This is a genomic window from Sphingomonas sp., assembly GCF_031361285.1.
Classification (GTDB): Bacteria; Pseudomonadota; Alphaproteobacteria; order Sphingomonadales; family Sphingomonadaceae; genus Sphingomicrobium.
In genome coordinates, this window is the sequence record NZ_JANMCO010000162.1 from 1 (window position 1) to 13,297 (window position 13,297).

General features: G+C 63.0%; 11 protein-coding genes. 8 read left to right on the forward strand and 3 right to left on the reverse strand.

The window, feature by feature from the left end:
• The first annotated feature begins 521 nt into the window (after nt 1–521).
• The 5 genes from RMO25_RS12950 (at nt 522) to RMO25_RS12970 (ending at nt 6,909) form a co-directional block, all read left to right on the forward strand.
• Complete coding sequence (locus RMO25_RS12950) at nt 522–1,370, forward strand: N-acetylmuramoyl-L-alanine amidase (protein WP_309663016.1); 849 nt, start codon at nt 522–524, stop codon at nt 1,368–1,370.
• Between the two features lie 58 nt (nt 1,371–1,428).
• Nucleotides 1,429–4,041 carry a transglycosylase domain-containing protein gene (locus RMO25_RS12955; RefSeq protein WP_309663017.1) on the forward strand — a complete coding sequence of 871 codons (2,613 nt, stop codon included), beginning with the start codon at nt 1,429–1,431 and terminating at the stop codon, nt 4,039–4,041.
• Nucleotides 4,042–4,101: 60 nt separating this feature from the next.
• Complete coding sequence (gene prfB, locus RMO25_RS12960; protein ID WP_309663026.1) at nt 4,102–5,229, forward strand: peptide chain release factor 2; 1,128 nt, start codon at nt 4,102–4,104, stop codon at nt 5,227–5,229.
• Nucleotides 5,219–5,908 carry a methyltransferase domain-containing protein gene (locus RMO25_RS12965; RefSeq protein ID WP_309663018.1) on the forward strand — a complete coding sequence of 230 codons (690 nt, stop codon included), beginning with the start codon at nt 5,219–5,221 and terminating at the stop codon, nt 5,906–5,908. The genes prfB and RMO25_RS12965 overlap by 11 nt, the downstream gene beginning before the upstream one ends.
• Nucleotides 5,909–6,000: 92 nt before the next feature.
• On the forward strand, nt 6,001–6,909 hold the full coding sequence (locus RMO25_RS12970; protein ID WP_309663019.1) for a hypothetical protein: 909 nt from the start codon (nt 6,001–6,003) through the stop codon (nt 6,907–6,909).
• A gap of 25 nt (nt 6,910–6,934) precedes the next feature.
• Here RMO25_RS12970 and RMO25_RS12975 read toward each other — a convergent pair whose 3' ends face one another.
• The gene (locus RMO25_RS12975; RefSeq protein WP_309663020.1) at nt 6,935–7,339 is read right to left on the reverse strand and encodes a JAB domain-containing protein; all 405 of its coding nucleotides are present in this window, start codon (nt 7,337–7,339) and stop codon (nt 6,935–6,937) included.
• 130 nt (nt 7,340–7,469) lie between these two features.
• On the opposite strand from RMO25_RS12975, the gene RMO25_RS12980 reads away from it, so the two are divergent.
• The 3 genes from RMO25_RS12980 to RMO25_RS12990 all read left to right on the forward strand — a co-directional run bounded on the left by RMO25_RS12980 (nt 7,470) and on the right by RMO25_RS12990 (nt 8,674).
• Nucleotides 7,470–8,264, forward strand: coding sequence for a thymidylate synthase (locus tag RMO25_RS12980; protein ID WP_309663021.1), 795 nt, complete (start codon nt 7,470–7,472; stop codon nt 8,262–8,264).
• A 99-nt stretch (nt 8,265–8,363) separates the two neighbouring features.
• Nucleotides 8,364–8,489 (forward strand): entericidin EcnA/B family protein, encoded by a 126-nt coding sequence (locus RMO25_RS12985; protein ID WP_309663022.1) that lies wholly within the window; start codon nt 8,364–8,366, stop codon nt 8,487–8,489.
• A 41-nt stretch (nt 8,490–8,530) separates the two neighbouring features.
• Nucleotides 8,531–8,674 carry an entericidin EcnA/B family protein gene (locus RMO25_RS12990; protein ID WP_309663023.1) on the forward strand — a complete coding sequence of 48 codons (144 nt, stop codon included), beginning with the start codon at nt 8,531–8,533 and terminating at the stop codon, nt 8,672–8,674.
• A gap of 71 nt (nt 8,675–8,745) precedes the next feature.
• On the opposite strand, the gene rpoC is transcribed toward RMO25_RS12990, so the two are convergent.
• Together rpoC and RMO25_RS13000 are read right to left on the reverse strand one after the other, a co-directional pair.
• Nucleotides 8,746–13,011 (reverse strand): DNA-directed RNA polymerase subunit beta', encoded by a 4,266-nt coding sequence (rpoC, locus tag RMO25_RS12995; RefSeq protein ID WP_309663024.1) that lies wholly within the window; start codon nt 13,009–13,011, stop codon nt 8,746–8,748.
• A 49-nt stretch (nt 13,012–13,060) separates the two neighbouring features.
• Nucleotides 13,061–13,297 (reverse strand): hypothetical protein (locus RMO25_RS13000; RefSeq protein ID WP_309663025.1); only part of this gene is annotated, 237 nt, incomplete at its 5' end.

Here is a 13,297-nt window from a genome sequence, read left to right on the forward strand (position 1 = left end):
TCGATCCGGGTTCCCTTGACGACTGCGACCCGGGTCTCTTCCGGGTGGCGCGCGTCGATTAGCATGCGCATGGACATTGAAAATTCTCCGGGCGCGCCATGCAAACCGGCTGGACCGGCGGCGCGCCATCAAAATGGCCACACCCGCCGGCACGAGGCCGGGGGACGTGGCGGGATTTGGGGTTATTGCTGCTGCACTGGCCATCCCGCGAAGTCTCGTGGAAAACACGCCCGTCCGCTCGGAATTGAGCGGGCGAAAGGCGTTCTGTGGCGTCATGTAGCTTCAACCTTGAGGCCGCCTGCCTTGCATAGGCCGCGGCGCGGATCCGACCGGATAAACCGGCGGTGATGTGGAGTTAGCACTCGCTGAGCGCTGCCGCAACCGCGACAGCCCTGCATTGCACCAAGTTGGGATAATTTTTAATTAACCATATCGGCATGATACACAGGACCGGGTGCAATAAATTCATAGGGGTTATGGCGGCAGGCTCGATTTTCCGACGCAGGCTCGCGGGCGCGGGGGTGGCCATCGCCGCCGCCGCTACGGCGTTGCTGATCGTTGGCGCCAGTCGGATTGAAGCCGCCGCGACGATTGGCGCGATTCCAGCCGAGATCGGCGAGGCCCGCCGCGAGAGCGTCACCGTCAAGATCGCCCCGCCCGTTGCTGGTGTCGTGGTCAGCGGGGCCCGCGCCGCCGGGCGCCCGATCGTCGTCATCGACCCCGGCCATGGCGGCCGCGATCCCGGCGCGGTCGCGGTTTCCGGCGGGATTGCCGAAAAGGATCTGACGCTGGCGCTCGCTCGTGAGCTGCGCGATCGGCTGGTTGAACGCGGCCGGGTCCGGGTCGCCTTGACCCGCGACAGCGACCGTTATTTGACGCTTGAGCAGCGGGCCGGCGTCGCCCGCGATCTCGGCGCCAGTCTGTTCCTGTCGCTGCACATGGACAGCGCCCCCAATCCGCTGGCGCGCGGCGCCAGCGTTTATTCGCTGTCCGACGTCGCGTCGGACGCCGAGGCGGCGCGCTTCGCCCAGGCCCAGAATGGCGGCGGAGTGGCCGGAGCAACCGACGGTTCGGTGCGATCGATGCTCTCGGATCTGGCCCTGCGCAGCCAGATGAGTGCGTCGGCCGAGCTTGCCGCGCGCCTGGTGCGGAAATCATCGTGGCGCATCGCCCTGCGCCCCGAACCGCACCGTTTCGCCACCTTCCATGTTTTGCGCCGGGCGGAAGCACCGGCGGTGCTGTTCGAATCGGGCTATCTCAGCAATGTTGATGACGAGGCGTTGTTGCGGTCACCCGAACATCGCGCGGCAATTGTCGCTGCTTTGGTGGAGACGATCGAGGCTGACATCGCCGCGCGCAGTCGCCATTAGCGCGCACTGCTGAACAATGCTTTGCGGGCAAGTCCGAACCCGCTAGACGTCCGTTCCAATGAAATTCCCCGATGTGAAGTTAGCGCGCCTAACCGTACCCCACCTGCAATTGCCTAATCTCGTCACCTTCAACTGGCGAGTTCACCAGCGCATTGACCCGTGGCTCGAGCACCGGTGGGTGCGGCGCGGGGCATGGGCGGGTGGCGCCGCTTTCCTGCTCTTTGCCGTGGTCTGGCTGTTCTTTGCCACCGGGCTACCGACGTCGGAGACGCTCCTCGCCTATCAGCCGCCGTTGCCGACCAACGTGCGTGGCTATGACGGCAACCCGGTCCAGACCTTCGCTCGCGAACGCCGGGTGGAATTGGCTTATGACGAATATCCACCGGTCGTCATCCAGGCGTTCATCTCGGCCGAGGACAAGACTTTTTTCCGGCACGGCGGGATCGATTATCCCGGGCTGGTCGGAGCGGTGTTCGATTACAGCCTCAAGAGTGTCCGAGGCGGCCGCGCCAAAGGCGGCTCGACGATTACGCAGCAGGTCGCGAAAAGCCTGCTCCAGGACAGCAGCTATAGCGTCGGCCGCAAGATCCGCGAAGCGATCCTCGCCTTTCGCCTCGAATCGACGCTGAGCAAGCAGCAGATCCTCGAGCTCTATTTGAACCAGATATTCCTCGGCCGGAACGCGTATGGGGTTCAGGCCGCAAGCCGGGCCTATTTCGACAAGGATGTCGGCGATCTGACGTTGCCGGAGGCGGCTTATCTTGCGGTGTTGCCCAAGGCGCCGTCCAACTATGACCCGGTGCGCGCAACCCAAAAAGCCATCAATCGCCGCAACTATGTCCTGCGCGAGATGGAGGCCAACGGCTATATCAGCCACGACCAGTTCCTGGGTGCCTCCGCGGCGCCGTTGGGCACCATCCGCTACGGCAGCAATGCCAAGTTCCGTGAGATGGGCGGTTATTTCATGGAGGAGGTCCGCCGTGACCTGATGAGGAAGTTCGGTGAAGCGGGCGAAGACGGCCCCAACAGCGTCTACGCCGGTGGCTTGTGGGTGCGCACGTCGATGGTCCCGTACATGCAGGACGCCGCCGCCGAATCGCTGCGTGAAGGCTTGGCCAATTTCGATGGCGGGCGCGGATGGCGCGACCTCGATCTCACCATCGACATTTCCGGCGATTGGCGCGCGCAGCTCGATCGGGCGCCGGTCGGCACCGGCTTTCCCGACTGGCGCAAGGCGGTGGTGCTGTCAAAAGACAGCTACGAAGCCCGGGTCGGCTTCAGCGATGGGTCGACCGGGGTGGTCCCGGCTACGGCGGCGTCGCAGCCCAAGCGCGGCGTTGGCGGCGCCGCTTTCGGTTATTTCCGGCCGGGCATGATCATCATCGTCAAGAACGTCGCCGGCAACAGTTTTGCCCTACGCTCGATCCCGGAGGTTTCGGGCGGCATGGTCGCGGAAGAAGTCCGCACTGGCCGGGTCATGGCCATTCAGGGCGGTTTTGACTCGATCGGCGGCAGCTACAACCGGGCAACGCAGGCGCTGCGCCAGCCGGGTTCAACGTTCAAGCCGATTGTTTATGAAACCGCGCTCGAGAACGGCATGACGCCGGCGTCGATCATCGTCGATGCACCGTTTTGCGTGTGGCAGGGCGCCGGCCTCGGCAACAAATGCTTCGTCAACTTTGATCGCCGTTATTCCGGTCCCAAGACGATGCGCTGGGGTGTCGAGCAGTCGCGCAACCTGATGACCATCCGCGCCGCCTCGCAGACCGGCATATCGAAAGTCACCGATACCGCCCGCAAGCTCGGCGTCGGCGATTATCCCAATTATCTCGCGATCGCGCTTGGCGCCGGCGACACCACCGTTTTGCGGCTGACCAACGCCTACGCCATCCTCGCCAACCAGGGGCGATCGGTGAAACCGACCCTGATCGACTTCGTCCAGGACCGCGCCGGCAAGGTCATCTATCGCACCGACAATCGCTGCCAAGTGATGGACGATTGCAATACCGCGGACTGGGACGGCAAAGCCATGCCGCGCCCGCCGGTGAGGACGCGCCAGTTGCTCGAACCGATGGCGGCATTCCAGATGGTGCATATCATGGAAGGCGTCATCGAGCGCGGCACCGCCACCGTGCTGCGCGACCTTGATCGGCCAATGTTCGGCAAGACCGGGACGACCTCGGGCCCGACCAACGTGTGGTTTGTTGGTGGCACGCCTGAAATCGTCGCTGGCGTGTACCTGGGTTACGATCATCCGCGCAGCCTGGGCGGCTATGCGCAGGGCGGCCGCATCGCCGCGCCGATCTTCAAGCAATTCGCCAAGATTGCGTTCGCCGGCCGGCCCAAGATTCCATTCGTCGCGCCCGCGGGCATTCGCTGGGCGCGCATTGACCGGGCGAGTGGCCGTCGCGTGTTCGGCACCTTCCCGATCCAGGAAGATCCCAAATCGCAAGTCATCTGGGAAGCGTTCCAGCCGCAAACCGAACCCCGCCGATCGTTCCACCGCAGTCAGGATGGCGAAGAGGACCAGCTTACCGACGATCAGCCGGTCATGAAGAATGGCAAGATGGTCCGTCGGGTTCGCCCGGGGGAGGGGCTTCGGAACGTTGATGGGACGCTTCGCCCGACCCGCGCACCAAGCAATTCCTTGCAAACCCAGCCCGCCACCTAATAGGCGCACTGTCCAAGCTGTATCCATGATGCAGCGCACCGCGTTGACCTGGAGATGATGATGCGCGCCGAAGCGCAGGACCATATCGACGAAATCAATGCCGCGACGGCGCTGCTGCGCCGGTTCCTCGATTGGGACCGGGCGCACCGGCGCCTTGAGGAATTGAACGCCAAGGTCGAGGAACCGGCGCTATGGGACGACCCCAAGGCGGCGCAGGAGGTCATGCGCGAGCGGCGCCGGCTCGACGAAGCGATCAACGCAACCAAGGCGATCGAGCGCGAGTTGTCCGACACCGCCGAGCTGATCGAGATGGCCGAAGCGGAAAGCGACGAGGCGCTGGTCCTCGAGGGCATCAAGAGCCTTGCAGATCTCGCCGCGCGGGCCGAACGTGACAAGGTCGCGGCGTTGCTGGCCGGCGAGGCCGACGCCAACAACAGCTATATCGAAGTCAACGCCGGTGCTGGCGGGACCGAAAGCCAGGACTGGGCCGAAATGCTGCAGCGGATGTACACCCGCTGGGGCGAACGACACGGCATGAAGGTCGAACTGGTCGATCACCATTCGGGCGAGCAGGCCGGGATCAAGTCCGCGACCCTGCTGATCAAGGGCGAGAATGCCTATGGCAATTTGAAGACCGAGAGCGGCGTCCATCGGCTGGTCCGCATCAGCCCCTATGACAGCTCGGCACGGCGCCACACCAGCTTTGCCAGCGTCTGGGTCTATCCCGAAGTCGACGACGACATCGATATCGAGGTCAACGAAGCGGATCTGCGCATCGACACCTACCGCGCGTCGGGCGCCGGCGGGCAGCACGTCAATACGACGGACAGCGCGGTGCGGATCACCCATAGTCCGAGCGGGATTGTCGTTTCCTGCCAGAATCAGCGCTCACAGCACAAGAACCGCGCCGAAGCGAAGAAGCAATTGAAAGCGCGGTTATACGAGGCCGAGCTGCAAAGGCGCGAAGCGGAATCCGATGCGGCCAACGCGTCCAAGACCGACATTGGCTGGGGTCATCAGATCCGCAGCTACGTTTTGCAGCCCTATCAGCTGGTCAAGGATTTGCGCACTGGCGTCACGTCGACGTCGCCAGGCGATGTGCTCGACGGCGACCTCGACCGGTTCATGGCCGCCGCGCTGTCCCAACGCGTGACCGGCGAGCAGGTCGAGGTCGAGGATGTCGAATAGGGCGCTCCTGTTATTGTTGCTGGTTGCGGCGACGTCTTGCCGGCAGGCCTCGGACGAACAGAGCTTTCCCAAACCGCACCGCGACGTCGCGCCGATCGTCGGCGATTCATTTTCGACCGAGGATGCTCGCGACCGGCTGGGCGAAGCCGAACAAGTGATGCAGGTCGCCGGCGTCCGGCCGGGCATGTGGGTTGCCGACGTTGGCGCCGGGGAAGGCTATTATACGGTCCGGCTGGCGCCCGCGGTTGGGCCGCGCGGCCGGGTCCTGGCCGAAGACATCATCAGTGACACCCGCGATCGCCTCGCCCAGCGGGTGCAGAGCGAGCGGCTCGATAATGTCGCGGTGCTGCTCGGCAAACCCGACGATCCGATGCTGCCGCGCCGATCCTTCGACCGCATCCTGCTGGTCCATATGTATCATGAAGTGCAGTCGCCCTACGCGTTCCTGTGGAACCTGCGCGAAGGCCTCAAGCCATCAGGCGAAGTGGTGGTCGTGGACGCTAATCGACCGACCCGACGCCACGGGATGCCGCCGCCGCTCCTGACCTGCGAGTTTGCGGCGCTTGGCATGCAACGCGTGCAAATGACGCCGTTGGCCGGTGGCGACGCCTATTTGGCGAGTTTCCGGATCGCTTCGCCGCGACCCAAACCGGCCGAAATCAAACCGTGCACCGGTTAGGTTGGGAGGCGCTGTTGCGGAAGCTTTGGTACATTGGCGGTGTAGCGTTGTTATTGGCCGCGACGCAGTCATCGGCGGCCAGGCGATGCGCGATGACACCGGCGGAAAAGGCGTGGATACACGGAGCCCTGCAAGCCTCCGACGATGTGATGGAGCAGCGGCTGCACCTTGCCGACGATCCTCGACCGACGATCATCGTCTTCAATAAAATTTGCCGTTTCGAAGCCGATGGCAAGCGGCCGCAACGCTGGGTCGGCACCGCGCACCAAGGCAAAATCCATTTGCCCGACGGGAGCGACCTCGACGTCGGCGTGACTTCGTTCGCATCACAGGATGACAAGTCCGGCGCGCGGTACTTCGTCATGGCGCTGCCGGCGGTCTGGGAAGCGGCGAAAATGGCGATCGTTAGCGATCATGGGTTGACCGGCGTTTTTCTGCATGAGTTTTCGCACACCCGTCAGATGAATGCGCTCAAGCCGGTATTCGCGGCGGCGAGCGCCCAATATAAAATGGCGGACGACTTCAACGACGACAGTCTCCAGAAGCATTTCCAGACCGACCCGGCCTACGCGGCGGTGATCGAGAAAGAGACCAGCCTTCTTTACCGCGCCGCCGGAGAACCGGACTCCGCCACAGCCAAAGCTCTGGCGGGGCAAGCCCTGTCGCTCATGGAAGCGCGGCAAAAACGCTGGTTTATCGGCGAAGAAGCAATGTGGAAACCTTACGACGACCTGTTCCTGACCATGGAAGGCTTCGGCCAATGGAGCGCATATGCGTGGCTGTCCGACCCGCGTGGCGGGGCAATGTCGACTGTCGCCGCGGAGACGAAAATGCGCGGAAGCCGCAAATGGTGGTCGCAGGAGGAGGGCCTCGGCTTGTTCCTCGTCATCGACCGTTTTGTCCCGAACTGGGCAAGTCAGGCCTTTGCCGCGCCGCCCGTGTTGGGGATTGATCTTCTCAGGCAGGCTACCGCGAAGAAAACCTCACCGTCAGGGGCATGACCAGATAATGCGTTGGCGGTCGGGGCTAGAGCAGCCCGGCGCTGCGAAAACTCGTGCAGGCGGAGCCGGCAAACACCAGATGATCGATGATCGCGCAATCGAGCGCTTCGGCCGCGGACGCCAGGCGACGCGTCGCCCGGCAATCCTCGGCGCTGGGCGTCGCATCGCCGCTGGGGTGGTTGTGGGCCAGCACTAGGCCGGCGCTGCCATGCGCCGCCGCGTCGGCGATAATCGTGCGTAGCGGAAACGTTATGCCGCTCTCGTCGCCACCGTGTTGGGAGATGTGGAGGCAGCGTGCCTGATCGTCGACATGCGCGACCCACAGGCTTTCGCGTGCGGGATCGGCATCGGCGAAGCAGCCTGCGAAGAAGCTGCGCGCTGCCTCCAGCCCGTCGAGTCTCAGAGGGTTTTCGGCACGCTGATATCGCATCTGGCCAAACTAGATGCGGAGGTTGTGAGGAACCAGTTGAACCGCGTCCACGCTGAACCGAACTAACCACCGTTACGGATAAAATTCCACCGCTTGTGCCAGCCGCCGCAGCGTATAGGGATGGCGTTCGATGCGGCAATATCTCGACTTGATGCAGACCATCCTCGACCAAGGCGTCGAGCAGATGGATCGCACCGAAACCGGGACGCGGACGCATTTCGGCGCTCAGATGCGCTTCGACCTGGCCGACGGGTTTCCCCTGCTGACAACCAAGAAACTGCACTTGCGGTCGATCATCGTCGAATTGCTGTGGTTCCTGCGCGGCGACACCAACATCCGTTGGCTCCAGGAGCGCAACGTCAAAATCTGGGACGAGTGGGCCGACGACGCGGGTGATCTGGGCCCGGTCTACGGCAAGCAATGGCGCGACTGGGAAGCGGCCGACGGCACACACATCGACCAGATCCGCCAGTTGATCGACCTGATCAAGCGCGAGCCTTCTTCGCGCCGGCAGATTGTCACCGCCTGGAACCCGGGCGAGCTTAGCCGAATGGCTCTGGCCCCGTGTCATTGCCTGTTCCAGACGCAGGCGGCGGGCGGCCGGCTCAACCTCCAGCTCTATCAGCGCAGCGCCGATTTCTTCCTCGGAGTGCCGTTCAATATCGCCAGCTACGCTTTGTTGACCCACATGCTGGCGCGCGAATGCGGGCTTCAGCCTGGCGTATTCGTGTGGACCGGCGGCGATTGCCACCTTTATTCCAACCACCTTGAGCAGGCGCGGCTCCAGCTCAGCCGCGAACCCAAAGCGTTGCCCCGCCTGGTGCTCAAAGATCGCGGCCAGTCGATCGACGACTATGAGCCCGATGATTTCGCCTTCGAAGCGTACGAGCCGCACCCGCATATTGCCGCGCCCATCGCGGTTTGACGGGCGCTTGCCACCCGCCGTGAGATAATACAGGCGGCGTAATGGACCGCTTTGCAACGCCACGCGTTGGCGTTCAGCAGTCAGACAGGAGAAAATGACATGCTTCGCAAGGTAGTGACTTTGGTTCTGATCGGCGCATCGGTCGCCGTTGCCGCGTGCAACACCGTCCGTGGCGCCGCGAAGGACGTCAATTCGGCCGCCAACGCGGTCGACAACGCCACCTGATTGGGGCCATGGTCATTTCGCCAACGTAAGGAGGATAGACCATGGTTCGTAAGCTGGTGACCGTCGTGTTGATTGCGGCTGGCGTGACGATGGCTGCGTGCAACACCGTTCGCGGTGCGGCAGCAGACGTCAATTCGGCCGCCAACTGCACTCAGAATGCAATGAACGGCGGCAACTGCAAATAGGTGCGTTGACGAAATAAAAGGCCCCGCCGACGCGAGCCAGCGGGGCCTTTTTTGTTGGCGGTGAAGGCGGCTTAGGTCTTCAGATATTCACCCGCATCGGCATCGAGACCGTGACCCGACGGCGTCACGGCGTCGAGCGGATCGCCATGGAGCGCCGCTTCGGGACCCTGGGCCAGTTCCGCTGCATGTTCTTCGGCGGCGCTATTGGGTGCAATCAGCGATTCCTGGATCTTGCGCTGCGCTGCGCGAAGAACAATGTCGCGGCTTGATGCCGCAACGCGCATGCGGTTCATGCCCGCACCCGTGCCGGCCGGGATCAAGCGCCCGACGATCACATTCTCCTTCAGGCCATTCAACGTATCGATCTTGCCTTGCACCGCGGCTTCGGTGAGCACGCGGGTCGTCTCCTGGAACGACGCGGCCGAGATGAAGCTGCGGGTCTGCAGCGACGCCTTGGTGATGCCGAGCAGCACCGGTTTGCCTTCGGCCTTGCGTTGCTTCTTTTCGAGCCGCGAATTCGCCTCGTCCATCTCTTCCCGATCGACTTGCTCTTCCTTGAGCAGCGTCGTGTCGCCGCCGTCGGTGATCTCGACCTTCTGCAGCATCTGGCGAACGATCACCTCGATGTGCTTGTCGTTGATCTTGACGCCCTGGAGGCGGTAGACCTCCTGGATCTCGCTGACGAGATATTCGGCCAGCGCCTCGACGCCCAAGACTTCAAGGATGTCATGCGGATCGGGTGAGCCGCCGACGAGATTGTCGCCGCGCTTCACATAATCGCCTTCCTGGACGTCGATCACCTTCGACTTGGGCACCAGATATTCGACCGGGTCCGACCCGTCGTCGGGGATGATCGCGATCTTACGTTTGGCTTTATAGTCCTTCATGAAGGTGACCTTGCCCGAGACCTTGGCAATGATCGCATTTTCCTTCGGCTTGCGCGCTTCGAACAGCTCGGCAACGCGCGGCAGACCGCCGGTGATGTCGCGCGTCCGCGCCGCTTCGCGCGGCATGCGGGCGAGGACTTCGCCGGTTTCGACCTTCTGGCCGTCCTCGACCGCGACGATCGCGCCCGAAGCGAGGCGATAGACGCCGGCTTCCGTGGCGTCGGCGCCAGTCAGGGTCAGGCGCGGGGCCAGCGTGTCTTTCTTCGACTTGGCCATATCCTCGGTGATGACGCGCTGAGCGATACCCGTCGATTCGTCGGTCACCTCGTTCATCGTCCGATTTTCGATCAGGTCCTGGTACTTAACGATACCGCCCTTCTCGGTGATCACCGGGCTGTAGGACGGGTCCCACTCGGCGACGCGGTCGCCCCGGCTGACGATGTGCCCGGTCTCGCACAGCAGATGGGCGCCGTACGGGACCCGGTGGGTCGACAGTTCGCGGCCATCCATGTCGAGGATGGCGATTTCACCCGAGCGCGACAGCGACACGTGCTGCCCGCGCGGATTGATGATCATCGGCATGTCGCGGAACTCGATGGTGCCGTCGACCGGCGCCTCGAGGTTGGATTGCTCGTTGAGCTGCGCCGCGCCGCCGATGTGGAAGGTCCGCATCGTCAGCTGGGTGCCAGGCTCACCGATCGACTGGGCGGCGATGACGCCGACCGCTTCGCCGATGTTGACCGGGGTACCGCGGGCAAGGTCGCGCCCGTAGCATTTGGCGCACACGCCCTGCTTCGACGCACAGATCAGCGGCGACCGGATGCGGACGCCTTGCAAGCCGATTTCCTCGATCCGCAAGACCATCGCTTCGTCGAGCAGTGATCCTTCGGGGATCATCACTTCGTCGGTTTTGCTGTCGACGATGTCCTCGGCCGTGGTGCGGCCAAGCACGCGGTCGGACAGCGAAGCGATGACCGCGCCACCCTGGACGATCGCGCGCATTTCGAGCGCGCGGTCGGTGCCGCAATCTTCCTCGATGATGACCGCATCTTGGCTGACGTCGACCAGGCGCCGGGTCAGATAACCCGAGTTGGCCGTCTTCAACGCGGTATCCGCGAGGCCCTTGCGGGCGCCGTGGGTCGAGTTGAAATACTCAAGGACGGTGAGGCCTTCCTTAAAGTTCGAGATGATCGGGGTCTCGATGATTTCGCCCGACGGCTTGGCCATCAGGCCGCGCATGCCGGCGAGCTGCTTGATCTGCGCCTGCGAACCACGAGCGCCCGAATGGGCCATCATGTAGATCGAGTTGACTGGCGCTTCGCGGCCGTCGGCCTGCTTCGGCGTCGCCGAAATCTCGGCCATCATCGCCGTCGCCACTTGATCACCGCAACGCGACCAGGCGTCGATCACCTTGTTGTACTTTTCCTGCTGGGTGATCAGGCCGTCCTGGTATTGCTGCTCATAGTCCTTGACCAGCGCCTTGGTGTCATCGACCAATTTCTCCTTGGCGGCCGGAATGACCATGTCATCCTTGCCGAACGAAATGCCGGCGCTGCAGGCGTGGCGGAAGCCCAGCGCCATGATGGCGTCGGCGAACAGCACCGTCTCCTTCTGGCCAGTGTGGCGATAGACGATGTCGATGACGTCGCCGATTTCCTTCTTGGTCAGCAGCCGGTTGACGGTTTCGAACGGCACCTTGTGGCTCTTCGGCAGCGTCTCGGCGAGCAGCATCCGGCCAGCGGTCGTTTCGAACCGCTTCATGTAGGTGTTGCCCTGCTCGTCGGTTTGCGGAACGCGGCTGACGATCTTGGTGTGCAGCGTGACCGCGTCGGCGGCGAGCGCCTGGTGAACTTCGGCCATGTCGCCCAGCAACATGCCTTCGCCGGGCTCACCCTCTTTCTCGATGCTGAGATAATAGAGGCCCAGCACCATGTCCTGCGACGGCACGATGATCGGCTTGCCATTGGCGGGCGACAAGATGTTGTTGGTCGACATCATCAGCACGCGTGCTTCCAATTGCGCCTCGAGGCTCAAGGGCACGTGGACGGCCATCTGGTCACCGTCGAAATCGGCGTTGAACGCGGCGCAAACCAGCGGGTGGAGCTGAATCGCCTTGCCCTCGATCAACACCGGCTCGAACGCCTGGATGCCCAAGCGGTGGAGCGTCGGCGCGCGGTTCAACAGCACCGGATGCTCGCGGATCACCTCGTCGAGGATGTCCCAGACTTCCTTGCGCTCTTTTTCGACCCACTTCTTGGCCTGCTTCAAGGTCATCGACAGACCCTTGGCGTCGAGCCGCGAGTAGATGAACGGCTTGAACAGCTCGAGCGCCATCTTCTTGGGCAGCCCGCACTGATGCAGCTTCAATTCCGGCCCGGTGACGATGACCGACCGACCCGAATAATCGACGCGCTTGCCGAGCAAATTCTGGCGGAAGCGGCCCTGCTTGCCCTTGAGCATGTCGCTCAATGACTTCAGCGGACGCTTGTTGGCACCGGTGATGGTGCGACCGCGGCGGCCGTTGTCGAACAACGCGTCGACGGCTTCCTGCAGCATGCGCTTTTCGTTGCGGACGATGATGTCCGGGGCGCGCAATTCCATCAGCCGCTTCAAGCGGTTGTTGCGGTTGATCACGCGGCGATAAAGATCGTTGAGATCGGACGTCGCGAAGCGGCCGCCATCCAGCGGCACCAGCGGGCGCAGCTCGGGCGGGATTACCGGCACGACCTCAAGGATCATCCACTCCGGCCGATTGCCGGATTCGAGGAAGCTCTCGACGACCTTCAGGCGCTTTATGATCTTCTTGGGCTTCAGTTCCGACTTGGTGATCGCGAGCTCGTCGAGAAGCGCCTTGCGCTCGCCTTCGAGGTCGAGGTCGATCAGCATCTGGCGCACGGCTTCGGCGCCGATGCCGGCGGTGAACGCATCTTCGCCATATTCATCCTGCGCGGCGAGCAGCTCGTCCTCGGTCAGCAGCTGGAATTTCTCGAGCGGGGTCAGGCCCGGCTCGGTGACGATATAGCTTTCGAAATAGAGCACCCGCTCGAGCTGCTTCAATTGCATGTCGAGCAGCAGGCCGATGCGGCTCGGCAGCGACTTCAGGAACCAGATGTGGGCGACCGGCGCGGCCAGCTCGATGTGGCCCATGCGCTCACGGCGGACCTTCGACACGGTGACTTCGACGCCGCACTTTTCGCAAACAATACCCTTGTATTTCATGCGCTTGTACTTGCCGCACAAGCATTCGTAATCCTTGATCGGGCCAAAGATACGGGCACAGAACAGGCCGTCACGCTCGGGCTTGAACGTGCGGTAGTTGATGGTTTCTGGCTTCTTGATCTCGCCGAACGACCACGAACGGATCTTGTCCGGGGACGCGATGCCGATGCGGATTTGGTCGAACGTCTCCTGGCGGGCGATCGGATTGGCGAAATTGGTCAGTTCGTTCATCGGTTTTCTTCCTCATCCCCCTCCCGAGCGCGGGAGGGGAGGGTTCAATTTACTCGGCGGCGATGGCGGTCGGGGTGGGCGACCCGTCGTCGTCTTTTTGGATCGAATCGAGCTCGACGCTAAGGCCAAGGCTGCGCATTTCCTTAACCAGGACGTTGAAGCTTTCGGGGATGCCGGCCTCGAACGTGTCGTCACCCTTGACGATCGCCTCGTAGACCTTGGTCCGGCCGATCACGTCGTCCGACTTCACGGTCAGCATTTCCTGCAGCGTGTAGGCGGCGCCGTA

Excerpts from the sequence above, each read along its gene's own strand:
- RMO25_RS12985 (WP_309663022.1), top strand. The coding sequence starts at position 8,364 with ATGCTTCGCAAGGTAGTGACTTTGGTTCTGATCGGCGCATCGGTCGCC.
- prfB (WP_309663026.1), top strand. The coding sequence starts at position 4,102 with ATGCGCGCCGAAGCGCAGGACCATATCGACGAAATCAATGCCGCGACG.
- rpoC (WP_309663024.1), bottom strand. The coding sequence starts at position 13,011 with ATGAACGAACTGACCAATTTCGCCAATCCGATCGCCCGCCAGGAGACG.
- RMO25_RS12975 (WP_309663020.1), bottom strand. The coding sequence starts at position 7,339 with ATGCGATATCAGCGTGCCGAAAACCCTCTGAGACTCGACGGGCTGGAG.
- RMO25_RS12970 (WP_309663019.1), top strand. The coding sequence starts at position 6,001 with ATGACACCGGCGGAAAAGGCGTGGATACACGGAGCCCTGCAAGCCTCC.
- RMO25_RS12965 (WP_309663018.1), top strand. The coding sequence starts at position 5,219 with ATGTCGAATAGGGCGCTCCTGTTATTGTTGCTGGTTGCGGCGACGTCT.
- RMO25_RS12990 (WP_309663023.1), top strand. The coding sequence starts at position 8,531 with ATGGTTCGTAAGCTGGTGACCGTCGTGTTGATTGCGGCTGGCGTGACG.
- RMO25_RS12955 (WP_309663017.1), top strand. The coding sequence starts at position 1,429 with ATGAAATTCCCCGATGTGAAGTTAGCGCGCCTAACCGTACCCCACCTG.
- RMO25_RS12980 (WP_309663021.1), top strand. The coding sequence starts at position 7,470 with ATGCGGCAATATCTCGACTTGATGCAGACCATCCTCGACCAAGGCGTC.